The sequence below is a fragment of the Paenibacillus macquariensis genome, assembly GCF_900156375.1.
GTDB lineage: Bacteria > Bacillota > Bacilli > Paenibacillales > Paenibacillaceae > Paenibacillus_AQ > Paenibacillus_AQ macquariensis.
In genome coordinates this window covers 248,895-272,258 of the sequence record NZ_FTNK01000008.1, presented here as the reverse complement: position 1 = coordinate 272,258, position 23,364 = coordinate 248,895, and the positions used below count along the sequence as shown (strand labels likewise).

The window sequence follows — 23,364 nt, the reverse complement described above, 5'->3', positions numbered from 1 at the left end:
GATTTACGCATTGTAAATTCTATTACAACTTCATCTTGATGATCACACATAAATAAGCCTCCCTCGAATATCGAGAGAGGCTTGTTGGTATTGCTCAACTATACCCTTTAGGATTGGGTCCATATTCATTATCTTCTACACTATCTAGACACGTGAATACAAATATTATAATGCCGCCAACAAGAGGAATAAAGCTAATGAAGTACCACCACCCACTTCTTCCGGTGTCATGTAGTCTACGAACCGTAACAGCTAAAGTCGGTAAAAGAATGAACAAAGAGTAAAGAGTTGTGAATAATGGCGTTAGATTTGTGATGAGCTGCAGCGTTAGAAGTACAATGGAAACGATGAAGCTAACTAGGGCAAACATCCAATATTCTGTGCGCCTAGCTCTGCCTTCAAATCCTACGTAATTCTTTAACACTTTCAAATACCATTCCATTTATGTTCACCCCCAATATAATCATATTATTAAGCTATCCGTAAATTGGTTCCCTACATCCATATCGACAATACGAATACATAATATTAGACTTATTGGAATTATATTGAATGTGAAGGAGCCTTTCATCCTTACAAAAAAAACCGAGAACTCCATTACAGGACTCCTCGGTTAATCAACCCATATTCTTCAGTTAGCATGCCTTCATCCCATCCACAGTCCAAATAAACCTTCCGTAATTCCAAGATTGTACATATAATACAGACCAAATACGATGCTCACTGTTCCTGTAATCGATGTTAGTGTCAGATTCACACTCATGTTATTTGCGCTAAGTACAAACGGAATACCTAGTATTGTTGTGAAAAATAACATACCCGCAATCGTGCCCAACCCGAAGCATAGGATATATATCGCTCCATCCCACACCGTGGATACAGTAGACATCGTGAGCAATACCATGGCAGCACTTCCCGCGAGTCCGTGGATCATTCCGATGATCAGTGACTTCATATAGGAAGCTTTGTTGCGCAGAACTGATAGATTTGGAGATTTGTGTTCATGTTTCTTGCGAATGAGCAGGAGACTGCTAATCCCAAGATAGACAAGCATAATCCCGACGGCAAACTCTAATGAACTGGCCCATGTATCCGAAATGGCATTTTTCGTTAAGATGAGCACTAATCCTACCAGAAATAACGTCGCCGTATGTCCAATTCCCCAGAATACACCCGCAAGCGTGGATCGGAACAAATTCTTACTTTGGCTAGCGATCGTCGATACAGCGATCACATGATCTGGTTCTATTGCATGCTTAATGCCTAGAATAAAACCTATTCCTAGTATAGATAATAAACCAAGTTCCATGAACACCCTCCTATTCCCCATCGGGGTTTGTACTTCATTCTTATGCATGGATACATGTTAGAATGACACAGGGCCTAATACTTACGAAATGACGTTACCTTTTTGCCGAACCATTGCTCACGAATAAGCTGCTGAACGCTTCTAAAGATCTTCTCGATCTCCTGTGTCGAATAGGCCAGCACCCGCAATGAAAATCCCGGAACCATCAATGTGGACAGACCTATATGTGCAGAAGACGTACAACATTTAAGTGAGTCACTCAATCTCTCTATCAACTCAGGGTCGGTTCGTTCTCCAATAACAATCATGGACCCTAAATGCGTATATCCCTCAAGCAGTCCGATACCCTCCATCGGATCATTCGCAGGACGTAATTGCAAGTGATCGAATACAACCAGCTTGTCTTCTAGATACACCTGCGTTTTGATCTGAAGTGTGTGATAACGGAACCATTTGCCGTCCGGTGACCAACCAGGAGTGATAATATCCCCGTAAATCATCGCCGATCCGGGGTTCATGTGCACGATTGTGTTTTGTAGATATTTAGCATGCTCATAGGCAATGATAGGATCAGGCATATACTCCAGATAACTACCCTTTTCCAGTACGATGTTCATTTCCTGCATGGCTGGACGGTTGATTGTCTTATAGATCTTCGTCGCTGACTGAGTCGTAAGTAACATTTGAGCTTGTTCACCAAGGTGAATCTCTAATTTATATCTATCGCCGCCTACATAACCTCCACCAAAACTCATGAGATAGAAACACGGTTGCTGCGGGTCGTCGAGATAGATAGCTGGGGTCACTTTCAATGCGCCTTGATGAAATACTTCTGAGGGGATCGTTGTTTCTTTCTTTCTCTGAACCGCGAGTCGTAGATACCCTGTCCAAGGTTCCATCTTACTTCAATCCTACTAACAATACATTGTCATCCATCCACTTCAGTACTTTATCTATTCCTGTATCATCTTTTAGATTCGTGAAAATATACGGTTTATTGCCTCGGAAGACGAGCGTATCTGCCTCCATGACCTCGAGACTGGCACCTACATACGGAGCAAGGTCGATTTTATTAATGATGAACAGATCTGATTTGATCATCCCTTGACCTCCCTTGCGAGGAATTTTCTCTCCTTGCGCCACATCGATAATATAAATGGAGAAATCGACGAGTTCGGGACTGAAGGTTGCGGCCAAATTATCGCCACCACTTTCTACAAATATGATCTCAAGATCCGAATGCCGGCTCTTCAAATCCTCAATTGCTGCAAAGTTCATCGAGGCATCTTCTCTGATTGCCGTATGGGGGCATCCCCCCGTCTCAACACCGATAATACGATCGGCAGGTAGTATCCCATTATGAATTAGAAATTTAGCATCTTCCTTCGTATAAATATCATTCGTAATCACAGCCATACTATGATCTTGATACATATGACGAGTCAATCTTTCTACAAGCAACGTCTTACCGGACCCCACCGGGCCACCTACTCCAATTCGAATGGGTTTCATGCTTATCCTCCTCACTTATTGACCACTCACGTTATGACATGAACAGTCGAAAATGTAATTGCTCGTGTCTCATCTGGGATAACTCAATACCAGGGGACACAATTCCGAAATCATCTTCACCTAATCCCTCTATCATTCTTTGCGCTTCTAACAAGTGATATTGAATGTCCTGTAATAGACGTTGACCATCCGTCTGGCCAAGCGGTATTCCGCGCACCCCATTTTGAACAAGACTTGAGATGCAGGAATATAAATGGGACACAATAGCGGTAGACTTCGGAATGTGAAGATGGTGAGCAATGATTGCGTACGTGATCGCCGGGTGTCCATACGACTGTTTGCCCCTAACCCTTTCCTGATACAACGCAAGTGTTGGAATGTCATACAGTTCCATACCCAACTGAATCATTCGCTCACCCATTCTATAGTTCCCTTCCCTCGTCTCCCGAGCAAAGCTTTGAACCGTTATCATCTGATCTAATGTCCAAATCTTATCTAACTCGCCCCTAGTCAGTGCTTCATATGTCAACTTGCAGGCTAGTCCATCAGAATGCACCAACTGACCCCTGACATAGATCTTCAACCATGCTGCAAAAGTTTGCTTATTCACTACTTTTTCATCCTGGATATACGTTTCTAGCCCGAATGAATGACTGAATGCTCCAATTGGGAAATTGGAATCACCCAGCTGTAACAAAGATAGCAGATAGCTATCCATGACTGTGTCCAACATGTCGAAACGGCTGGCTCACTTTCTTCTTCTCATGCGTATGAGGTATCCCAGAATGTGTTAACATCTCTTCAACCAAATAATCATATTGGACTAGCATCTGATCGCATTCAAACTGTGCAGGTAAATGACGGTTCCCGAGTTTATGGGCGATATCGCCCATTTCCTTCATACTTCGTGGGTGAATCACCAGAATATCTTCAGGAAGAACCTCAATCACAATGAGATTATCGTTATCCATATATAGAACGTCGCCATGGCTAAGATCGATGGGTTGGCGTAAGGAAATCCCTAATTCTCTACCATGATCTGTTACGACCCGTTGAATTCTCTTTACTAGATCATCACTTGGTAAGTACACTTTCTCAAGATGACGATTCTCTCTCTCTGTTGAATCCAGTTGTCCAATATGGGTTACAATTTGTTCAATAATCATGCCAAATCTCCTTAAAATAAGTAATATCGTTGGGCCATAGGAACAACGTCAGCAGGTTCACATGTGATATGTTCTCCATTCACTCTCACCTCAAATGTCTGCGGATCCACGGTTATCTCGGGTGTCTCGCCATTATGCTTCATATCTTTCTTCGTTAAATTGCGAATACCATAAACCGGTAGCACCTGTTTCTGTAAGCCCAACTGCTTATGTATACCGAGATCAAATGCAGCTTGGGAGACAAATGTGATCGAACTCTGCTGTAGCGCTTTACCAAAAGATGCAAACATCGGGCGATATAATACCGGTTGAGGCGTTGGAATCGCCGCATTCGCATCCCCCATCAAACTTTGAACCACCATTCCGCTTTTGATAATCATGTCTGGCTTCACACCAAAGAATGCAGGATCCCAGATCACAATATCTGCTATCTTCCCTACTTCGATAGAACCTACATAGGAAGAAATCCCATGAGCAATGGCAGGGTTGATCGTATATTTAGCAATATAGCGCTTGACCCGATTGTTGTCACCGACACCTTCATCACCTGGCAAATTGCCCCGTTGTTTCTTCATTTTATCCGCCGTCTGCCAAGTCCGAGTAATCACTTCGCCAATTCTCCCCATCGCTTGGGAATCAGAACTCATGATGCTAATTACGCCAAGATCGAGCAATATATCTTCTGCAGCAATGGTCTCTGCACGAATTCGTGAGTCGGCAAAGGCAATATCCTCTGGAACCTTCGGGTCAAGATGATGACATACCATCAGCATGTCCAGATGCTCATCAACTGTATTGACTGTATAGGGTCTTGTTGGATTCGTAGATGCGGGCAAGACATTGGGATACCCTGCTACTTTCAGCATGTCCGGAGCATGACCTCCACCTGCACCTTCCGTGTGGAATGTATGGATGTTACGTCCATTAATTGCATTTATCGTATCCTCAACAAACCCGAATTCGTTCAGCGAATCCGCATGAAGCGCTACCTGTACATCATATTTGTCCGCGACGATTAAAGCATGATCGATAACAGATGCGGTAGCTCCCCAATCCTCATGTACCTTTAAACCAATGGCCCCAGCGAGTACCTGTTCTATTAGCGGTTCTTCCGCTGATCCATTCCCCTTGCCAAGAAAGCCACAATTGATCGGAAGACCCTCAGCCGCTTCCAACATCCGATGAATATTCCATATTCCTGGTGTGCATGTCGTTGCCTTCGATCCTTCAGCGGGGCCTGTTCCCCCTCCAATCATTGTCGTAAGACCGGAAGTTAACGCCGTTTCCACTTGTGCTGGATTGATGAAGTGTACGTGGGTGTCCACGCCTCCAGCAGTAACTATCATTCCTTCTGCAGAAATCACTTCCGTTCCAGCACCTAAGATCAAATCCACACCATCCATGAGTAATGGATTTCCACTCTTGCCGATTCCTATGATTCTCCCATCAACAATACCTATATCCGCTTTGTAAATGCCGGTGTAATCGACGATGATCGCATTGGTAATCACGACATCTAAGGCTCCGTCTGCACGTGTCGCTAGCGGATGTTGTCCCATCCCATCTCGAATTGTTTTGCCTCCACCAAATTTGCACTCATCTCCATAATGTGTATAATCCTTCTCGATCTCGATAAATAGATCACTATCCGCAAGACGAATGGCATCACCTGTAGTGGGACCAAACAGGTCTGCATATTGCCTTCTCGTTAAGCGCAGACTCATCTCTAATACCTCCTTAGTCCAAGGACCCTTCTGTTTTGTTATTCAGTCCGTATACCCGTCGTTCCCCTCCAAAGGCTACAAGTTCTATTTCTTTGACATCACCTGGTTCAAAGCGGACCGATGCGCCCGAAGGTATATTAAGATGCATGCCAAATGTCTGATCCCTATCAAATTGAAGTGACGCGTTCACTTCATAAAAGTGATAGTGAGATCCTACCTGTACAGCCCGATCTCCCGTATTCAATGCTTGGGTAATCCGTGTCTCTCTTCCCACATTACAAACGATATCGTCCTCACGTAATATATACTCACCTGGAATCATCCGTTGTCTCCTTTATCTGAATTTAGATATGCTAACTTACTGGGTTGTGGACCGTGACTAATTTGGTTCCGTCAGGAAACGTAGCTTCTACTTGAATGTCATGAATCATTTCTGGGATACCTTCCATAACATCTTCACTCGTCAAGATTTCCCTACCTAATTTCATGAGCTCAGCTACCCTCCTTCCATCTCGGGCACCTTCAAGAATCTCATAGGTAATTAGCGCTATCGCTTCGGGATAATTTAATTTAAGGCCTCTTTCTTTCCGTCGTCTTGCCACGTCGGCTGCCACGACGATCAATAACTTCTCTTGTTCTCGAGGTGATAGTCTCACTCTGATCCTCCTTCTCTTATCGAGGCGTACGCTTCTCATTGTCATCCAATCTACTATGTCGTTACCATTCCCCATTGTGTGGATAAAAATCCCACGTAAGACACTTCCTACCCACTCTTATTTGCCAATAGCTCAGGTAGTATCTGTTCTGTCGTAATAAAGAGCCATGTCACGAGAACAAAGGGTAACGTTAAGGAGGTCAGCCCATAGGGGTTAAGCCATGTCGTTATACCGGCTGTAACCGGTACCGTGAGAATCACAGCAATCATTCCCCTCAGGAGTTCTAAACGGCGACCTGTACTATAAATACCTGATACCGCCAGTATGGTTAACACACCATTAAACCCATAGAGACCTAGATTAAGCGATGTGATTTCTGCTCCTAACCCATAGGCTGTCAACCATGCCAGAACTGTCCCTATCACCGCATAAAGTGCTAATCTCCAACCCGCCCAACAAACTCCGATCAGAATCAGTATGCTTGACCACATATTATCCTGAAAATACACTTGTCCTATCCCATCAATTAGCCCATTCAGCCATTGGATATTCTCTCCCTGGTCCAAATTCAGATGGGTGAGATCCTGTGGCACCAATTCTGGACTCAAATGAAACGTCTTTAAATGGTAAGAAGAGAGTACTGTGGTCCATGTCAGCATGATGTAGGGCAAAGTAAGCACTGGAACCACCGTGCTACTTAGTATATACATCATAGCCGCAGTAATAAGTGTGACTACCGCTGCCCCAACCAGAGCGATTACCCACTGGAGTTCGCCCCCTAAGAACAGAAATAAGGCGATTCCCGCCAATACGGAATTATATCCAAATATGCCCTGATTCACGGCGTCTTTGTCCTTCCCACCAACATAACCAATCCAAGTCCCAATCATTGCCGACAACAACGCCACAATTCCTAACGATATATCAGATATCATTATCGCCACTAATATGATCAATCCGGTGATGGGATTGTCTATCAATATCACTTGAGAGATCCCTTTTAGAGTTGCGGAAATAAATAAACTCTTATTCGTATGGGTTCCCCCTTTTCAAAGTGGTGTGTTAGATTCCCCTAAGTGACTTATTTCATCCATAGTTACGATTTCCATATCTGTTATTATTTATCCATTAAAATAACAACTCCAATAAAACACCATTTGGAATAGATAACTTCCTATCTCTTTCTTTGATATAATGAAGACTAGTTATATGAATGGTAACTATTATTTATGGAAATTAGGTGTGAGAATATGAAAGAAAAGAGCATTATTTTTTTCGATATCGATGGTACCCTTCTAGATGAACATAAAGAACTTCCAAAGACGGCTGAACAAGCGATCTATTCTCTGAAAGAACTCGGACATGAAGTTGCAATCGCAACGGGCCGGGCTCCATTTATGTTTGAAGACCTTCGTAAACAACTTGAAATTGATACCTATGTTAGTTATAACGGTCAATATGTCGTGCTGCGTGGAGAAGTGATCTATACGAACCCTCTGGACCGTGAAAGTCTGCATGATTTAACCCAAGAAGCGCTCCTTCATGATCATGCGGTCGTCTACATGGACCATGAAGATATGAGAGCGAATGTGCCAAATGATGAGTACGTGGCCAAAACAATCAACACGTTCAAATCCAAAGTTATCCCTGCTCATGATCCTTTGTATTATAAGGAGCGGAACATCTATCAATCCCTACTGATGTGCCGGCCGGAGGAAGAAGTCCTATATGAAAAGCTATTTCATGCCTTTCATTTCGTGCGCTGGCATCTCAATGCCGTTGACGTCGTTCCGGCTGGAGGCTGTAAAGCTAAAGGTATCCGGCATATTACGGACAAGCTGGGTATTGCGTCAGAATGTCAATATGCTTTCGGGGATGCATTAAATGACGTAGAGATGTTATCTTCAATCCCTAATAGTGTAGCTATGGGGAATGGGATGCCTGAGGCGAAGAAAGCTGCGAAATATGTGACGAAGTCCGTCGAGGAAGATGGTATACTGCACGGATTACGAATGCTCGGATTACTAAATTAAGTTAACCAAAAAGGCTACCCTATCCGTCACTTTGGAGGATATGTAGCCTTTTTGGTTTGCGTAAAACCTTCATAATAGCTGTTTCAATTCGTTTCTATATTGTTTGATCTTCAGAGCAGTCGGAATTGAGATATGATAACGTTTGTTTCGCATATTCTGTTTCAATGTCCTTAATACGGGATAAGGAACCAACAGCAACGTATGCAATACATGTAGTTCTCCTTTACTTATAGGACGTTTACTGTTGTAATACTCTATCGTTCGCAACATGTCATGACCATGCCAAGCCATATTCCGATGTAAAATATGCGATAAATCCTCCATGCGTACATGTAATGACGTATTATCAAAATCAATCATATGCATAGAACCCACTCGATCTAGCATAAGATTCGGATAATTATAATCCCCATGCGCAAATGCCAAGTGAGACTCTTCATCAGCGATGGCTTTTACCACTGTTGCGTTGTCTATATCATTTAATGCCTCATTACACAGTGTCGTCATTAACTTCAGCTTCGGGTTGTCCGCAAGGAAATTACGATCTAATGTTATTTGTTCTTTCAACTGGTTGTATCTTATTCTTTCTACCGGAATAGATGGAGCATTAAACCCCTCCGCTACGGAATGGAATTTAGCAAGCAGTCGAATCCCTTTTTTGAAATGATCACTCCTGTGGAATCGTGGATGTTCGCCCTTAACCCAGTTCGTCAACATGTAGTGGATACCCTCTCTAGTAATCCAATAAGCGTGGCTTGATGTATAGAGTACCTTGGGCGCAAACCTGAAATCGTTTTGAGACAAATGAGCGAATACTTGTGTAATGAAATGCATCTCCGCTTCTGTTACATTGTAACTTTTTAAACATAGGACCCCATGATTTCTTGTAGATATTTGATATACATCGCGTACCTTAACCTTTTTTAAAATATGAATCCCATACTGTTGTTCAAGATCAGAAGTTAGACTCATTACATATCACCTCAATATAAAATAGATAGGATTACTACCACTAGTGCCTACTCCGCTTTCGCCCATTCATCCAGATGACGTATGGCATTCAAACGATCGTGCCAAGTTTCTCCCAGTAGTGTTAGTCCCTTATGGCTTCTCCCTGAACCAATTCTTCGGGCTACATGCCAAGCTTCCCTTGGAAGTCGAAAAAGAGCACTGATCAGTAAACGTTCAGATGACTTTAAAGGGCTAATCGATTCGTATCCATGTAAAAAGGCATCCATAAGAACCGGCTTATAATACGTTGTGTTGGAAAGAGTCTTCGCCACTTCATAGTACTTCGACCCCGTCCTTAGACAATCCCAGTCAATGAGGACAAGTCCTCTAGAATGAATCACAATATTCGGGATGGTAACGTCCCCATGAATCAGTGCAGGGTGCTGTCGTTCCTTCACAAGAATACGTTTTACACGTGGATCATCGATGATTCTCCAAGCATCATTGGTCAAATGGACACAACTTTCACCATATATATCGAACCATTTCGTAGGCGTTGTCTTCTTTCTTTGGACATTCTGCAATTGTACGCGAAACAAATGTCCCTCACGTTTAAATTCCTTTATTCTCTGGAGTGTATAGGAAGCGGTTGGGGGCTGTTGCACTTTACGAAGTTTATGGAGATGGGCAAGTGCTTTACCTAACGATTCATAGTCGTGGACATCATCAATCTTTCTACCCTTAATCCATTCGGTCATATAATAGGCATTTCCACGAAAGTTCACTGAATACCTTCCTGTTCTGGTCTTTAGCCATCGTGGAGTGTATGGGTATTTCGATGCTGTTAACCTACGGACATAGGAAAAGAACTTCGCTTGAGGTAATGTCGCACCTTGGCATTTAGCATTTAGCGCTTTAACCAGAGATTTACCTTTGTTGGTTTTAGCACAATATACTGCATTTTTTTTGTATAGAGAATCATGAGTTGTGAGATGGATCAGATGTAATCCATATCGCCTCGTAATGGACTTTAATTTAGCCTTCTCGTATCGACTCGGCATGCCATACTCCCCCCATATCGATTCAATAATAAAACTTATTGACAGTTTATTCTTGCACCACGTGTGAAGTGTCTATTTAAGCAGCCAAATGTTGATTGACGAAATATCAAGCCAAGTGCAACAGGACTTGATAATCCGTCTGTTATGAACGCAATAAAAAAGACACCTGCTACTTACGCAAGTGCCTTCTGATTGTGAAATTAACTGAAGGTTTTCCCGTTAAATGAAATTTCTTATTACAACTGTACGATTACTTCTATTTCTACCAAAGCATCTTTCGGTAAGCGTGCTACCTGTACTGCACTACGAGCCGGATAAGGTTCTGCAAAATACCCACTATATATTTCGTTCACGACTAGGAAATCGTTCATATCTTTTAGAAAGACCGTCGATTTCACAACTTGGTTCATGTTACCACCTGACGCTTCTACAATTGCCTTTACATGGTTCAGAGATAGCTTTGTCTGCTCCTCAACTGTTTCAGGAAATAATCCTGTAGCTGGATCCATACCAAGCTGTCCTGAAGTGAAGAGTAACTGCCCCACTTTTACTCCCTGTGAATAGGGTCCAATCGCTTGAGGTGCACCATTGGTTTGGATAATTTCTTTATTGTTAGTCATAGTATATCTCCTCTACCCTTGATAGGGTTATTATTTATTTGAAACTTTCTGCTCTGAATCATACTCTTTCAACATTTCTTGTTGTTGTTCTGGCGTCAACTTCGCGATACCAAATCCTGTGAACCCCCAAATTGTGGCGAATATAATACCTGTCCAACAAAATACTGCCCAAGGCAAGTAGTCTAATGTCGCGACACCGAGCGTTCCTGCCATATAAGCACCGGCAGCAGTCCATGGTAAGATAGGCTCGATAATGGATGCAGAATCTTCGATCGTTCTAGATAAATTCTTAGGGTGTAGCCCTCTACGAATATATGATTCACGTAGCATTTCTCCAGGCATTAGAATTGAAATCTGACCATTACTCGTAATTCCGATCATCGACATCCCCACAAGAATGGTTGTTACGATCAACGAACCGGTGGAATGAACCAATCTCATCAACTTATTAATAATAAGATCTAATGATTTCGTTACGGAAATTGTTCCTGCAAACACTATGGCACTGAAACAGATTAGTAGTGTACTCATCATCGAGTTCATACCCCCGCGGTTGAGCAACCGAGGAATATCTGGAATGACAGTCGCAAGATCGAACCCAGCCACATTCACCATGGATAGATTAAATCCGCCTACTGCAGACACCATAACATCTTGAATCGAGAATCCTTGAAATATCATGCCATTAATCATGGCTACGATAGATGAAATGAGCATAACAGGGATCGTAGGTTTCTTCGTAAGAGATCCGAATAAGATAATAAGGATAGGAAGAAGTAGCAATAGGTTCCAACTAAATATTGAATTTAACGTGCTCATAATTGTTCCGACTTTTTCAGGAATTTCTACGCCCGCACTTCCCATGTTCAAGCCCGTGATAGCGTATACAATTCCGGCAACAATAAACGATGGAAGTGTCGTATATAGCAAGTGGCCTATATGCTCGTACAAATTCACTCCTGTAGCTAATGAAGCGATATTCGTCGTATCCGACAACGGAGAAAGTTTATCTCCAAAGTAAGCACCCGCAACAACTGCCCCAGCTACAGCACCTAGATTAGCATCCATCCCTGCTGCAACACCCATGAAAGCCACACCGATTGTACCTGCAGCTCCCCATGAAGTACCAGTACAGATTGATACAATCGAAGTAACTAAGAACGCTGTTATGATGAGAAATTGAGGATCAATAATTTTCAATCCATAATATATCATCATTGGGATCGTCCCCCCAACCATCCAAGTACCAATCATGAATCCGACGGTTATCAAGATGAGAATAGCGGGCATCGTCTTAGCAATCTTTTCTGATATCGATCCAAGAATAGCGTCATACGAGTGACCCAACTTAATCGCGACGATCCCTGCGACAATGGCTGACATAATGATTAACGGTTCTGGAGGAAGTTCAAACAATACATATCCCAAGCTCAATAATACGATCATCGTAAAAACAGGTACTAATGCTAATAGTAGCGTCGGAGGCTTTATGGCCTTCTGCTGTTGTTGCTTGTCTTGTTTATTTCCCATGATGTTCACCTCGGAATAGTATCGTATGAATGCATTGCTGTTCTTTATTGCATACTTTGATAGGTTACTGCCATACGTTGTAGAGCTTCTTCAAGAGTCACCCGTGACGTTGCTACATTCAAACGAATAAAACCTTCACCTTGAGTACCAAAAGATGTACCGAAACTAACACTAACTTTAGATTCATCGAGTATCCACCGTTTCAATTTCTCATCTTTCTTATCGAAGGAAGTACAATCAATCCATAGCAGATAGGTTCCTTCCGGTTCCACAACATGTAGCTCTGGAAAATGCTTGGCAAAGAATTGCTTCACGAAGTGAATATTGCCTTCAATATATGATTTCACTTCTTCCAACCATCCGTCACAAGCTGTATAGGCCGTTTCACATATCGGCACTGCGAAGAAAGTCGGGTTGTGGATGCCTGCTTCAATCAGACCTTTCTTGAATTTCGCCCGTAGATTCTCATTAGGAATGATAATGTTGGCAATTTCCAAGCTTGCTAGATTAAATGTCTTACTTGGAGAAGTACAAATAATGCTTCGCTGCGCGATTCGCTCGGATAATTTCGCAATCACAGTATGTTCATGACCGGACCGAATAAAATCAGCATGAATGTCATCCGATACAATTAGAACATCGTAGAGCGTACACAAGTCTGCTAGTCGGGCTAATTCCAGGCTATTCCACACTCGTCCGGTTGGGTTATGCGGCGAACATAGCAGAAGCAACTTAATACCCTTTTTCATATGGCGCTCCATATCATCGAAATCCATTTCATAACGACCATTCCGATAGATCAATGGACTCTCAACATATTCACGGTCATTTTCTGTGATTGCCTTGGCTATTGGTTGATAGGCCGGCGTGTGCATGAGCACTCGATCACCGATATCCGTAAACTTTTGCAAAATAATTGAAAAGGCTTGCACAATTCGCGGGCTAAACACGATCCACTCCTGAGGAATATCCCAAGTATAGGCTCGCTTCATCCATCCCTGTACGGCCTCAAAATAAGGGGGATATAATTCCGTGTAGCCGAATATGCCGTGTTGCGCCATTCGAACTGCCTCATCAACAATGGCTTGTGGAGCACGTAAGTCCATATCTGCTACGGACAACGGGATAACCTCCTGGCCATACTCTGCGACTAATCCATCCCATTTGACACAATTTGTCCAGAATCGGTTGATGACCTCATCAAAATTAGTGCTCATGACTTCTCCTCCTACTCAATCTTTAACTTTTTGCAAGTAACGATAAACCGTTGGTTCGGACATATTACACGCCTTCGCAACTTGTCCCACACCGCCCTTTAACAGGAAAACACCTTCGTCGTTGAATTCTTTAATCAATTCCATCTTCTCTTGGGCAGATAATCGATCAGGCGATACTGTTGTTCTGGACATCACCGTTTCTATCATGTGTACTAATAAATCATCCATATTCCCTTGCAAGTATTCAGATACAGGCTTTTCATCAGTAATAACAGCCGGTACTTTCGAGTTGGAAGGGAATGGTCCTCCACCTACTAGCAAATCCTGAATCCATTGAGCTGCGATATCCAAATGGGTTACGTCGATGTTCAAACACATCATTCCGACCAATACACCGCTTTCATCCTTAATAAAATAAGTCGATGAGCGAAATGTCTGACCGAGTGAACCCTTACCTTTATAGTTCGTAATAAACTGTTGCTCGTGATATGCGCCTCCTTTAAGGAGTTTCAATACAAGGTCCGTCGAGCCGTCCCCCACTTTTCTTCCACTAATGTGACCGTTTTCAATATGAACTATCGAACGTTCTGGATTACTAATATCATGCACAACAACCTCGCATTTGGGTCCGACTATCGATGCTATGAAAGAAGCCATTGGAAAATGCTTCTCCAGAAGATGTAAATTGTTAGATTCCATGTGACACCTCCAGATTCTCTAAACTATGAATAAAGTGTTTACTTCGTAATATTTATGATAATTTATTATCTTGATAACATATTATCATCATTAGAAAGCGGTTACAAGTGTTCTTTTATAATAAATTATTATCTCGATAAAATATAATCACTTTTGAGGAGCATTTAGTATTCTTCTATTTTCATTCTAAAAAGGCATCCCTCATTTGTATGAGAGACGCCTTTTGGTATGAAAACACTATGATTTCAAGCGGAGCATGAACCTGTCCTACGCTGTTGTAACTTGTCCATCTTCACGAGCAAGACGCACGATCGCACGAAGAGCAGCTTGAATCTCACGCTCTACGGCTAAGCCAACCGCATCCGTATGTGGATCATATACTTCTGAAAGTTCCGCATCAGCAAATCCATCAATCGCTAGAATTGCACCTGCACGAGCACCACGAAGTGTACTCACGATGTACAATGCTGCGATTTCCATCTCAACTGCAATCGCTCCAGCCTGCTTGTATTGCTTATGAGGAATTTCAACTACACCATTGAAGAAAGCATCTACCGCTACCGTGATTCCTTTGGCAACGACACCAGAAGTGGCACTTGCAGCTTCAAATAGGGCATTAACTACCTGACTATCCCCAACAGCCGGGAAACCTTCAGGTACCAATTGTCGTGTTAGCCCCTCTGTACGAACAGCAGCGATACTGACCACAAGACTACCTGCTGGAATATCCTGTGAGTAAGAACCCGCTGTTCCTACTCGAATCAACGTGTTCACGCCTGCGCGAATCAATTCCTCGAAACATACAGCAGCGCCAGCTGAACCGACACCATGACTAACCACGGCCATCTTCACGCCTTCATACTCGCCTGTAAATGTCCGATATTCACGGCTGAAAGCAAGCTCTCTTGTTCCTTCTAATTTCCCTGCGATCATCTCAGCTCGCTTCGGATCACCACATACAATCGCATACGGTGGAATGTCCTCCGAATTCACTTGCAGTATTGACATTAACATCTTAATCGAACTCCTTTCGTGTCCACTCATCTTCGGGTATTGGTATATCTTCTCCTGAGAACCGTTGTTCTAAGAATGGATCTGCGGTATTATGAAATCCGTTTCTTTCCCAGAAACCTTCGCGGTCTTCCTTCATAAATTCAATCCCTCGTATCCATTTCGCACTCTTCCAGAAATATAAGTGTGGAACAACGAGGCGTAGTGGCCAACCATGTTTCAACGTCAAAGGTTTACTATCAAAGTCAAAAGCTAGCAGAATATCATTTCTCATCAAATCCACTAGGGGAACATTCGTGTCATAATCAGGGTCCGCATGAATCATGACGGACTTCGCTTCAGGCTTGACCTTCAACTCCTTCAACAAATCCGTAAAAAGAACCCCATCCCAAGGTGCATCGAACTTCGACCAACGTGTCACACAGTGAATATCAGACACGACACGCGATTGCTTCATATTCTTCAGTTCATCGTAAGTAAAGGTTCGTTCTTCCTCGACTTCCCCGAACACACGAAGATTCCAAGTGGCTAGATCATAAACAGGTACTTCTCCCTCGTGCAGAATCGGAAACTTCTCCGTTAAGGACTGTCCGGGAGGCAGTCGATGCTGTAGTGAACTATCTATGGGTTGTTGATTCTTAGGCGCTTTGGCCCCTTTCAGACGATCTGCCTTTCCATGCATAAGGTATCCTCCTTAAAGCTGTTATATCTTAACGAGAGCTTCCGCCCGCTTTGCTAGCATCTTGCAAATAGCTACGATCTTTGAAGAAGAACATGGCAATCAGTGTCACGATATAAGGTAACATGTTTGTGAAATGTGACGGAATCGCAAGCCCTTGTAACCGAATACCGAATGCGTCCATAAATCCAAACAATAGACTGGAAGCCATGACTCCAAGAGGGTTAGCCTGTCCAAGCATCGTAGCAACAAGCGCTATGAATCCGCGTCCAGCCGTCATTCCTTCTGTGAACATGGTGACTTGTCCAAGAGACAACTGAGCTCCTGCCAAACCACATAGTACGCCACAAGCCAGTACAGCAGTATATTGATGCTTACGCACCTTAATACCGATACTTTGAGCTGCTACCGGATTCTCACCCACCGAACGAAGTCGGAACCCTGATACCGTCTTAAACAAGTAAAATTGTAGAACGCCCATGAGTATAAAGGCTAGATATACAAGCGGACTTTGTCCGGAGATCACTTCCCCAATCCAAGGGATGTCCTTAATGACTGGGATATCCCATTTAGGTAGTCCGACCATTGTGCTATCGTAGTAGGCTCCTTTTACATTAAAGATGGCTCGTAATAGAAAGGTCGTCATCCCTGTAGCTAGAAAGTTCAATGATATCCCGACAACGATCGGATTCGCCCTTAGATTAATACTCAAATATCCGAAGATAAGCGAGAAGAACATCACGCACAGCACTGCAAACAATACAGCTAACCATACATTACCGAAAAGGTAGTTACCTACAATCCCCGAGAATGCTCCTACAAGGACGAATCCTTCAAGTGCTACGTTGAACAGGCCTACTCTAGAACAAAGTGCCCCGCCTAGTGCAGCTAATAGAATGGGTGTGACCACGCGTAGCGTGGAACTGAATAGAGCGGCATCAAGTAGTTGTTCCATTCTTTTGTTTCCCCTTTCTACGTTTCCAGAATGTATACCCTATTCTTGCAGATACGAACAACGTGAGTACAGCTTGGATAACACTTGCCACTTCCAATGGCACATCGGTATTACGCTCAACACCCATGGCTCCAGTCTGTAGTGCTGAGAGCAGAATCGCAGCTAATGCCGTTCCGAGGGGATGTGAATTTGCAAGCAACGTTGCCATAATCCCACTCCATGCATAGTTGGCTGAAGTCAATGAACCATCTAGGAAGCGGTACTGGGTACCGAGCACTTCTCCCGCTCCAGCAAGACCCGCAAATCCACCACTAACAAGCATTGCAATCATCATCATTCTTCCCCGGCGTACGCCACCATAAGAAGCGAAGAGCGGATTACTGCCTAACATTCTAATTTCATAACCCATAGTTGTCTTCTTCATGAAGAAGTGTAATAACACAGCGGCCACAATGGCAATAATAAAGCCCGCATGAAGCCCCATGCCTTGAAATAACTTCGGTAACCACACACTCTGCTCAATCATCTCAGACTGTGCCATAGCCGCAGAGCCTGTCTTATCCATAAATGGGTAAGCGACCATATACCCTGCAAACAGTGTTGCAATATAGTTCAACAATAACGTTGTAATGAGTAGGTTCATTCCAAACTTCGCATCCAACCAACCTGCGAAAAAGGACCACAGTCCACCCGTAATAATACCCGCGATGATCGAGGCTAGTAGAACTACCCAACCTGGCCCTGGGAAATACAAGGCCGTAAGCGCAGCAGATAATCCTCCGAGAACCATCTGTCCGTCGGCTCCCATATTAAAGAATCCAGCACGAAAGGCAAGTGCTACACCTAGCCCAGCCAAGATAATTGGCGTCGATCTAGCTAACGTATTGGTAAGAAAGTAGAAGCTACCAAATGCGCCCTTCCACATTTCCATATACGTCTCAGTGACAGATCCACCCACGACTAGAATCGCGATAGCCCCAGCAATTAGTCCGATCACTACAGCGATTAAAGGCTGGATCAATCCACGTAAGTTTTGTTTAATAATACTCATGCCTGTCGATTCCCCCCTGACATCAGCAGACTGATTTTCTCTTCAGTTGCATCCTTCGCAGATAATTCTCCTGCAATTTCACCTTCATACATAACGACAATTCGATCAGATAACTGCAGAATTTCAGTCAATTCGGAGGATACGAGTAGAACGCCCACCCCAGCATCTCTTTTACGAATCAACTCGGTGTGAATGGTCTCCATAGCACCAATATCTACCCCACGTGTCGGTTCAGCCGCAATAATGAAATGAGAATCGTGTGCAAATTCGCGCGCTGCGATCAGCTTCTGTAGATTACCACCGGATAAGTTCTGGATCTTATTATCAAGCGAACCTGCTTTAATACCGAACTGTCGGATCCATTCACTTACCTTAGCACGTGCTTCTTTACCCTTGACCAATCCTTTACGTTGAAGCGTGTGATGATGACCCATCAGCCCATTATCGAGCACCGTCGCATCCTTAGCCGCTCCCCAGAGGTAACGGTCTTCAGGAATATGAGCAAGTCCTTGTTCACGGATATCACGTACAGCCATCCCTTTGATATCCACGCCAGCGAGTTGAACGGTTCCATCATCCACTGGACGAAGACCAGAAATAGCCTGTATGAGTTCAGATTGACCATTACCAGATATTCCGGCAATACCAACAACCTCACCACCTCTAACCTGGAGATGGATATCCTTCAGAAGAGCTTTCCCCTTCCCCTTCGGTCCACGTATGCCAAGTCCTTTCACTTCGAGAACAGCTTCACCAAGCTCTACTTGCTGTTTCTCAAGTGAGACGAGCTCTCTTCCTACCATCAGCCTAGATAATTGCTCCGCATCTGTATCCGTCGCTGCAAGTGTTCCCGTTAATCGACCATCACGTAACACAGTAATTCGATCCGCAACTTCCATGACCTCATGAAGTTTATGCGTGATTATAATGAAACTCTTACCCTGAAGAGCTAATGATTTAATATTTGCAAGCAGTTCTTTGACTTCCAGTGGCGTCAAAGCTCCTGTTGGTTCATCCAAAATAATGATATCTGCACCCTGATATAGCACCTTCAGAATCTCAACTCGTTGTTGCATACCCATCGGACATTCCGATACAACAGCCCATGGATCAACAGGCATCCCATATTGCTGTCCCAACTTCTCCACAAGTGCTGCCGCTTGTTTACGGTCAAATACCCCACCTGCTGTTGGCTCTCGTCCGATCACGATATTCTCTGCAACTGTGAAAGAAGGAAATAGCATGAAATGCTGATGTACCATTCCAATGCCGCTCGCCATGGCACTCGCAGGATTAGCGAAAGATACGACTTTCCCCTTCACCTTGACCGACCCTGATGATGGCTGCTCCATCCCATACAGAATACGCATTAGCGTCGTTTTCCCTGCGCCATTCTCACCAACAAGTGCATGAACTTCACCTTCACCTAGATCAAAGTTCACAGCCTGATTAGCGGTAACGTTACCATAATGCTTTGTTATATTCTCCATCTGCAACAGCATAACGTGCTCCCCCTTCTATCCCCGATTGATTCTATCCGTAACAACCAAAACCGGCCCCTTATTGGCAGCCGGTAATGAATTATCCTACATTACTGATTCTAAACTATGGTTGCATTGGATCTTTAATTGTAATTGTACCTGCAATAATATCATCTTTAATCTTCTTCACTTTATCAATGTTCTCTTGACCAATAAACGGGTTAAGCGTAGATTTACTCTCGCGAGTAACAAAAGTCAACCCAACGCCATCTTCTTTCAAGCCATAGTCAACAGCACCGTATTTGAAAGTACCATTAACAAATTCTTTTACCGTCTCGTAAGTCACGATATCTGTTGATTTAAGTATCGACAATACGATATGTTCTGGATCAATAACTGTACGGTCCACATCTACTCCTGAAGTAAAGAAGCCTTTTTCCTTCGCTGCTTCAAATACGCCTAGGTCTCCTGTCGCTGCTGCTCCAGCAATGAAGTCAGCCCCTTTACCTAACTGAACCAACGCCAATTCCTTCGCTTTAGCTGGATCGTTAAATCCACCTACATAGTTCACAAAGAATTCTGCTGTTGGATTTGTTGATTTCAATCCTTCACTAAATCCTTCTGTATATTTCTTAATCAAAGGAATGTCTACTGCTGCTACCATTCCTACCTTATTTGTTTTCGTTGACAATCCTGCTGTTGCTCCTAGTAGATAAGATGCTTCATACTCACGGAAACCTATGCTACGAATATTCGGTAGATCTACCGTTGTATCTACAATTGCGAAAGCTTTATTTGGATTCTCTGCTGCAACCTTCTTCAAAGCGTCTTCCGCTTGAAACGTTGCTGTAATGATCAAATCATAGTTCTCAGCGACAGCTGCACGTAGATTCTGTTCAAATGCTGCTGGATCAGTTGATTCGATTGTTTTAATGTCGGCACCGAATTCTGTACCAGCCTTTTTAAAACCTTCGTCCATTTGTACAAAAAATGGGTTGACTCCTATTTTTTCAGGTAAAACCAATGCAATTTTTTTCGCTTTTGCTTCATTTTCTGACTTTCCACCTGATTGTTCGTCTTTTGCACTATTATTTCCACATGCAGCTAGCATAACTGTGATCAAAACCATTAATAATACGAACGATAAACTTCTTTTCATATGAAATAGTCCCCTTTTAGCCGTTTGAATTCATCGTATAAGAATCGTCGAAATTTGTCAATACAAAATGGAACTCGTCGAACGTTAATCAGTCGAATATTTTCCCCTTTCATGAACACACAAAAAAGCATGCAGTCCAATATCTCACAATACTGGAACTACATGCTTCTGTTATCCATTGAAATGGATTTTATCCGTTATACACTATTTATTCATTCCAAGTCCTAAAGGCCCTTAAACAACTGCTTCAATAGATCTACTAATTTATCTGTTTGCGTAGAAGAATCTACTGGCGTTGCTGGTACTAGCGGTGTCGCAGGTACTCCTGACGTTGCAGGAGTTGTTGGCGTTGCTGGTACTTCAGACGTTGCTGGAGTTGTTGGAGTTGCTGGTACTGTTGATTCAATTGGTGTAGTACTCGTCTTGCTCAAATCAAGGGAGAAGATTCCAAATCCTTTGTCATCTGTTTTATTCAAATATTTGATGTTACTTGTCAACTTAGCAAATGCTTCCGCTTTTGGAGAAGAAGTAAACGTAACCTTCACATCACCGTTAATCGGTGCGATCGACCAGTTGTTATCAATAGAAGGATTAATCTCTTTATTCGCAGAGATATAATCCATCAGGATCTGACGGTTCTCATCTGGACTATCAATGATATAAGTACTTCCTTTGACACCTGGGAAGTTACCACCGCCGCTTGCACGGTAGTTATTTGTAACAATAACGAATTCTTGATCCGGATTCACGGCTTTACCTTCATATTGAAGGTTAAGGATTCGACTCGATGTAGCTGCATTCACAGTGCCATCTGCTTTATATTTCGCTGGTTGTGTTACATCTACTTGATACGTTACGCCATCAATAACGTCAAAGTTATATACAGCGAATGAAGAATTCAATAAAGATTGCTCTTCTTTAATTGTAGGATCGATCTGATTGAATTTGCCTGCTGACATTTCCAACCACTCTTTAACAACAGAACCTTTTACAAGAATAGCTTTAAGCGTGTTGTCATACAGATAAAGATCGCCGGCACTCTTAATCGCTAATGGACCTTTTGCAATATCCGTATATTCTTCTACGCCGTTACGTCCCGCTTTAAAAGGAGCTCCGACGGATAGGATTGGTGTTGACGCATATTTAGGAAGGTTTTTCTTAATATAGTCACTTACATAAGCTTTCTGCGCGTTCGTTACAATCTGAACGGAAGGATCATCTTGTACGAGTGCAAAATAACTATGAATAGGTGAAGTTGTCGTTCCAATAGCACTGTTCGCGTATTTAATCGTAGCTTCGTGATCAGCCGTTACCGCATCTACAATGGCTTGATCCGGTTCTACCATCGATGTCTTAGCTACAGCATCATAGATAGCTCTTGTTGACGATTGCGTAGATTTCACAGCCCATTTGCCATCGTGTTTCTCTAGTGATAGATCGATCAACCCTAAGTTTGCACCACCGTAACCTGCTTGAACGGCTGCTACGCCATTAATTGTTCCTTTGGCATTATCTACGCCTGGATACAATTTACCAGTGCTATCTTTGAAAAGGTTGTCCAACGCCTTCTCAGTTACAGCAGGGAATACTTTGTGCGTATGTGAGAACGTAATAGCATCAATGCCAGGAACTTTACTTAAAGGTAGAATAGCATCTTCTGCATTTACATTCGCCTCTGCATTACCATTAAATCCTGAGTGAGACATTACGATAATAAGGTCTGCACCTTTAGCCTTCATCTCAGGTACGAATTTCACAGCTGTAGCTACGATGTCTTTGGTAATCACTTTGCCTTCAAGACTCGCTTTATCCCATTCCGTGATTTGCGGAGTTACTAGACCCAACACGCCAAGTTTGAGTGTCTGTTCTTTGCCTGCTTCATCTATGAATGTTTTGGTAAGAATCTGATACGGCTTGAACCGATTTACATCATTAGCTGGATTCTTATCTTTATCATCTACATACACGTTTGCATTAATGTAAGGGAAATTAGCACCCTTGATCGCATTATCTAAGTAATCCAGACCATAGTTAAACTCATGATTACCAAATGTTGCTACATCATATCCCATCAGATTCATAGCTTTATATACGGTGTGAACTTCACCTTTCTTAATTGGAGCTATAAGTGCTTTGTATGTTCCAAGCGGCGTTCCTTGAATTAAGTCCCCATTATCTACTAATAGTGTATTAGGGTTCTCTTTCCGTGCTTCTTTAACGATTGTGGCTGTTCGTGCAAGTCCTACTGTAGGTGCAACAGCACTTTTATAATAATCATAAGACATCACGTTCGTGTGAATATCTGTCGTCTCCATAATTCTTAACTGAAGAGATGAGCTGTCTGATTCCGCTGCCGAAACAAAAGTACCTCCGATGGGTACAAGCAACACACTTAATGCCAATGATGATGCCATGATTTTATGAATCTTATTTCTCACAATCTTTTTCATCAACTATTCCATTCCCCTCATTGTTATACTATGTAACTCTGACTGTTACCCTTCTATAATAAAGTAGACAAAGGAAAAAATACACAGTTTTTTAGGAACT

General features: G+C 42.9%; 24 protein-coding genes. 1 reads left to right on the top strand and 23 read right to left on the bottom strand.

Features of this window, described 5'->3' with window-relative positions; translation table 11 throughout:
* Positions 1 to 94 precede the first annotated feature (94 nt).
* The 10 genes from BW961_RS16330 to BW961_RS16285 all read right to left on the bottom strand — a co-directional run bounded on the left by BW961_RS16330 (position 95) and on the right by BW961_RS16285 (position 7,383).
* Positions 95 to 442, bottom strand: a complete 348-nt coding sequence (locus BW961_RS16330; RefSeq protein WP_068579719.1) for a DUF805 domain-containing protein — start codon at positions 440 to 442, stop codon at positions 95 to 97.
* A 204-nt stretch (positions 443 to 646) separates the two neighbouring features.
* Positions 647 to 1,309, bottom strand: coding sequence for a HoxN/HupN/NixA family nickel/cobalt transporter (locus tag BW961_RS16325; RefSeq protein WP_068579717.1), 663 nt, complete (start codon positions 1,307 to 1,309; stop codon positions 647 to 649).
* A gap of 74 nt (positions 1,310 to 1,383) precedes the next feature.
* A complete protein-coding gene (locus BW961_RS16320) occupies positions 1,384 to 2,208 on the bottom strand; it encodes an urease accessory protein UreD (protein ID WP_068579711.1) in 825 nt (274 codons plus the stop codon).
* 1 nt (position 2,209) lies between these two features.
* Positions 2,210 to 2,821 carry an urease accessory protein UreG gene (ureG, locus tag BW961_RS16315; RefSeq protein WP_068579709.1) on the bottom strand — a complete coding sequence of 204 codons (612 nt, stop codon included), beginning with the start codon at positions 2,819 to 2,821 and terminating at the stop codon, positions 2,210 to 2,212.
* 31 nt (positions 2,822 to 2,852) lie between these two features.
* Positions 2,853 to 3,539, bottom strand: a complete 687-nt coding sequence (locus tag BW961_RS16310; protein WP_068579708.1) for an urease accessory protein UreF — start codon at positions 3,537 to 3,539, stop codon at positions 2,853 to 2,855.
* Positions 3,532 to 3,987, bottom strand: a complete 456-nt coding sequence (ureE, locus tag BW961_RS16305; protein ID WP_068579707.1) for an urease accessory protein UreE — start codon at positions 3,985 to 3,987, stop codon at positions 3,532 to 3,534. Before ureE ends, BW961_RS16310 begins: the two co-directional genes overlap by 8 nt.
* Positions 3,988 to 3,998: 11 nt before the next feature.
* A complete protein-coding gene (ureC, locus tag BW961_RS16300) occupies positions 3,999 to 5,711 on the bottom strand; it encodes an urease subunit alpha (RefSeq protein WP_068579706.1) in 1,713 nt (570 codons plus the stop codon).
* Positions 5,712 to 5,724: 13 nt separating this feature from the next.
* Positions 5,725 to 6,033 carry an urease subunit beta gene (gene ureB, locus BW961_RS16295; RefSeq protein ID WP_068579705.1) on the bottom strand — a complete coding sequence of 103 codons (309 nt, stop codon included), beginning with the start codon at positions 6,031 to 6,033 and terminating at the stop codon, positions 5,725 to 5,727.
* Positions 6,034 to 6,064: 31 nt separating this feature from the next.
* Positions 6,065 to 6,367 carry an urease subunit gamma gene (locus BW961_RS16290; protein WP_068579702.1) on the bottom strand — a complete coding sequence of 101 codons (303 nt, stop codon included), beginning with the start codon at positions 6,365 to 6,367 and terminating at the stop codon, positions 6,065 to 6,067.
* Between the two features lie 107 nt (positions 6,368 to 6,474).
* The gene (locus tag BW961_RS16285) at positions 6,475 to 7,383 is read right to left on the bottom strand and encodes an urea transporter (protein ID WP_076576903.1); all 909 of its coding nucleotides are present in this window, start codon (positions 7,381 to 7,383) and stop codon (positions 6,475 to 6,477) included.
* A 234-nt stretch (positions 7,384 to 7,617) separates the two neighbouring features.
* Here BW961_RS16285 and BW961_RS16280 point away from each other — a divergent pair, with 234 nt between their 5' ends.
* The gene (locus BW961_RS16280) at positions 7,618 to 8,400 is read left to right on the top strand and encodes a Cof-type HAD-IIB family hydrolase (protein WP_068579700.1); all 783 of its coding nucleotides are present in this window, start codon (positions 7,618 to 7,620) and stop codon (positions 8,398 to 8,400) included.
* A gap of 69 nt (positions 8,401 to 8,469) precedes the next feature.
* Here BW961_RS16280 and BW961_RS16275 read toward each other — a convergent pair whose 3' ends face one another.
* From BW961_RS16275 to BW961_RS16215, 13 genes are all read right to left on the bottom strand, one after another.
* The gene (locus tag BW961_RS16275) at positions 8,470 to 9,372 is read right to left on the bottom strand and encodes an aminoglycoside phosphotransferase family protein (RefSeq protein WP_068579699.1); all 903 of its coding nucleotides are present in this window, start codon (positions 9,370 to 9,372) and stop codon (positions 8,470 to 8,472) included.
* Positions 9,373 to 9,419: 47 nt separating this feature from the next.
* The gene (locus tag BW961_RS16270; protein WP_068579698.1) at positions 9,420 to 10,412 is read right to left on the bottom strand and encodes an aminoglycoside phosphotransferase family protein; all 993 of its coding nucleotides are present in this window, start codon (positions 10,410 to 10,412) and stop codon (positions 9,420 to 9,422) included.
* Between the two features lie 236 nt (positions 10,413 to 10,648).
* Positions 10,649 to 11,032 carry a RidA family protein gene (locus BW961_RS16265; protein WP_068579696.1) on the bottom strand — a complete coding sequence of 128 codons (384 nt, stop codon included), beginning with the start codon at positions 11,030 to 11,032 and terminating at the stop codon, positions 10,649 to 10,651.
* A gap of 30 nt (positions 11,033 to 11,062) precedes the next feature.
* Positions 11,063 to 12,562, bottom strand: a complete 1,500-nt coding sequence (nhaC, locus tag BW961_RS16260; RefSeq protein ID WP_068579695.1) for a Na+/H+ antiporter NhaC — start codon at positions 12,560 to 12,562, stop codon at positions 11,063 to 11,065.
* A 44-nt stretch (positions 12,563 to 12,606) separates the two neighbouring features.
* Complete coding sequence (locus BW961_RS16255) at positions 12,607 to 13,779, bottom strand: MalY/PatB family protein (protein WP_068579691.1); 1,173 nt, start codon at positions 13,777 to 13,779, stop codon at positions 12,607 to 12,609.
* Between the two features lie 15 nt (positions 13,780 to 13,794).
* Positions 13,795 to 14,478, bottom strand: a complete 684-nt coding sequence (locus BW961_RS16250) for a helix-turn-helix transcriptional regulator (protein ID WP_068579688.1) — start codon at positions 14,476 to 14,478, stop codon at positions 13,795 to 13,797.
* A 267-nt stretch (positions 14,479 to 14,745) separates the two neighbouring features.
* On the bottom strand, positions 14,746 to 15,492 hold the full coding sequence (locus BW961_RS16245; RefSeq protein WP_068579685.1) for a nucleoside phosphorylase: 747 nt from the start codon (positions 15,490 to 15,492) through the stop codon (positions 14,746 to 14,748).
* 1 nt (position 15,493) lies between these two features.
* Positions 15,494 to 16,171 (bottom strand): sulfite oxidase-like oxidoreductase, encoded by a 678-nt coding sequence (locus tag BW961_RS16240; protein WP_068579682.1) that lies wholly within the window; start codon positions 16,169 to 16,171, stop codon positions 15,494 to 15,496.
* Positions 16,172 to 16,199: 28 nt separating this feature from the next.
* Positions 16,200 to 17,123 (bottom strand): ABC transporter permease, encoded by a 924-nt coding sequence (locus BW961_RS16235; protein ID WP_068579678.1) that lies wholly within the window; start codon positions 17,121 to 17,123, stop codon positions 16,200 to 16,202.
* Positions 17,107 to 18,174 (bottom strand): ABC transporter permease, encoded by a 1,068-nt coding sequence (locus tag BW961_RS16230; protein WP_068579675.1) that lies wholly within the window; start codon positions 18,172 to 18,174, stop codon positions 17,107 to 17,109. Before BW961_RS16230 ends, BW961_RS16235 begins: the two co-directional genes overlap by 17 nt.
* Positions 18,171 to 19,676 (bottom strand): ABC transporter ATP-binding protein, encoded by a 1,506-nt coding sequence (locus tag BW961_RS16225; RefSeq protein WP_068579673.1) that lies wholly within the window; start codon positions 19,674 to 19,676, stop codon positions 18,171 to 18,173. Before BW961_RS16225 ends, BW961_RS16230 begins: the two co-directional genes overlap by 4 nt.
* 103 nt (positions 19,677 to 19,779) lie before the next feature.
* Positions 19,780 to 20,814 carry a BMP family lipoprotein gene (locus tag BW961_RS16220; protein ID WP_068579671.1) on the bottom strand — a complete coding sequence of 345 codons (1,035 nt, stop codon included), beginning with the start codon at positions 20,812 to 20,814 and terminating at the stop codon, positions 19,780 to 19,782.
* 224 nt (positions 20,815 to 21,038) lie between these two features.
* A complete protein-coding gene (locus tag BW961_RS16215) occupies positions 21,039 to 23,264 on the bottom strand; it encodes a bifunctional 2',3'-cyclic-nucleotide 2'-phosphodiesterase/3'-nucleotidase (RefSeq protein WP_076576899.1) in 2,226 nt (741 codons plus the stop codon).
* Positions 23,265 to 23,364: the final 100 nt, after the last annotated feature.

Bases quoted from the DNA above. Each gene is read 5' to 3' on its own strand.
- BW961_RS16330 (WP_068579719.1), bottom strand. From the start codon at position 442: ATGGAATGGTATTTGAAAGTGTTAAAGAATTACGTAGGATTTGAAGGC.
- BW961_RS16325 (WP_068579717.1), bottom strand. From the start codon at position 1,309: ATGGAACTTGGTTTATTATCTATACTAGGAATAGGTTTTATTCTAGGC.
- BW961_RS16320 (WP_068579711.1), bottom strand. From the start codon at position 2,208: ATGGAACCTTGGACAGGGTATCTACGACTCGCGGTTCAGAGAAAGAAA.
- ureG (WP_068579709.1), bottom strand. From the start codon at position 2,821: ATGAAACCCATTCGAATTGGAGTAGGTGGCCCGGTGGGGTCCGGTAAG.
- BW961_RS16310 (WP_068579708.1), bottom strand. From the start codon at position 3,539: ATGGATAGCTATCTGCTATCTTTGTTACAGCTGGGTGATTCCAATTTC.
- ureE (WP_068579707.1), bottom strand. From the start codon at position 3,987: ATGATTATTGAACAAATTGTAACCCATATTGGACAACTGGATTCAACA.
- ureC (WP_068579706.1), bottom strand. From the start codon at position 5,711: ATGAGTCTGCGCTTAACGAGAAGGCAATATGCAGACCTGTTTGGTCCC.
- ureB (WP_068579705.1), bottom strand. From the start codon at position 6,033: ATGATTCCAGGTGAGTATATATTACGTGAGGACGATATCGTTTGTAAT.
- BW961_RS16280 (WP_068579700.1), top strand. From the start codon at position 7,618: ATGAAAGAAAAGAGCATTATTTTTTTCGATATCGATGGTACCCTTCTA.
- BW961_RS16275 (WP_068579699.1), bottom strand. From the start codon at position 9,372: ATGAGTCTAACTTCTGATCTTGAACAACAGTATGGGATTCATATTTTA.
- BW961_RS16270 (WP_068579698.1), bottom strand. From the start codon at position 10,412: ATGCCGAGTCGATACGAGAAGGCTAAATTAAAGTCCATTACGAGGCGA.
- BW961_RS16265 (WP_068579696.1), bottom strand. From the start codon at position 11,032: ATGACTAACAATAAAGAAATTATCCAAACCAATGGTGCACCTCAAGCG.
- nhaC (WP_068579695.1), bottom strand. From the start codon at position 12,562: ATGGGAAATAAACAAGACAAGCAACAACAGCAGAAGGCCATAAAGCCT.
- BW961_RS16255 (WP_068579691.1), bottom strand. From the start codon at position 13,779: ATGAGCACTAATTTTGATGAGGTCATCAACCGATTCTGGACAAATTGT.
- BW961_RS16250 (WP_068579688.1), bottom strand. From the start codon at position 14,478: ATGGAATCTAACAATTTACATCTTCTGGAGAAGCATTTTCCAATGGCT.
- BW961_RS16245 (WP_068579685.1), bottom strand. From the start codon at position 15,492: ATGTTAATGTCAATACTGCAAGTGAATTCGGAGGACATTCCACCGTAT.
- BW961_RS16240 (WP_068579682.1), bottom strand. From the start codon at position 16,171: ATGCATGGAAAGGCAGATCGTCTGAAAGGGGCCAAAGCGCCTAAGAAT.
- BW961_RS16235 (WP_068579678.1), bottom strand. From the start codon at position 17,123: ATGGAACAACTACTTGATGCCGCTCTATTCAGTTCCACGCTACGCGTG.
- BW961_RS16230 (WP_068579675.1), bottom strand. From the start codon at position 18,174: ATGAGTATTATTAAACAAAACTTACGTGGATTGATCCAGCCTTTAATC.
- BW961_RS16225 (WP_068579673.1), bottom strand. From the start codon at position 19,676: ATGCTGTTGCAGATGGAGAATATAACAAAGCATTATGGTAACGTTACC.
- BW961_RS16220 (WP_068579671.1), bottom strand. From the start codon at position 20,814: ATGAAAAGAAGTTTATCGTTCGTATTATTAATGGTTTTGATCACAGTT.
- BW961_RS16215 (WP_076576899.1), bottom strand. From the start codon at position 23,264: ATGAAAAAGATTGTGAGAAATAAGATTCATAAAATCATGGCATCATCA.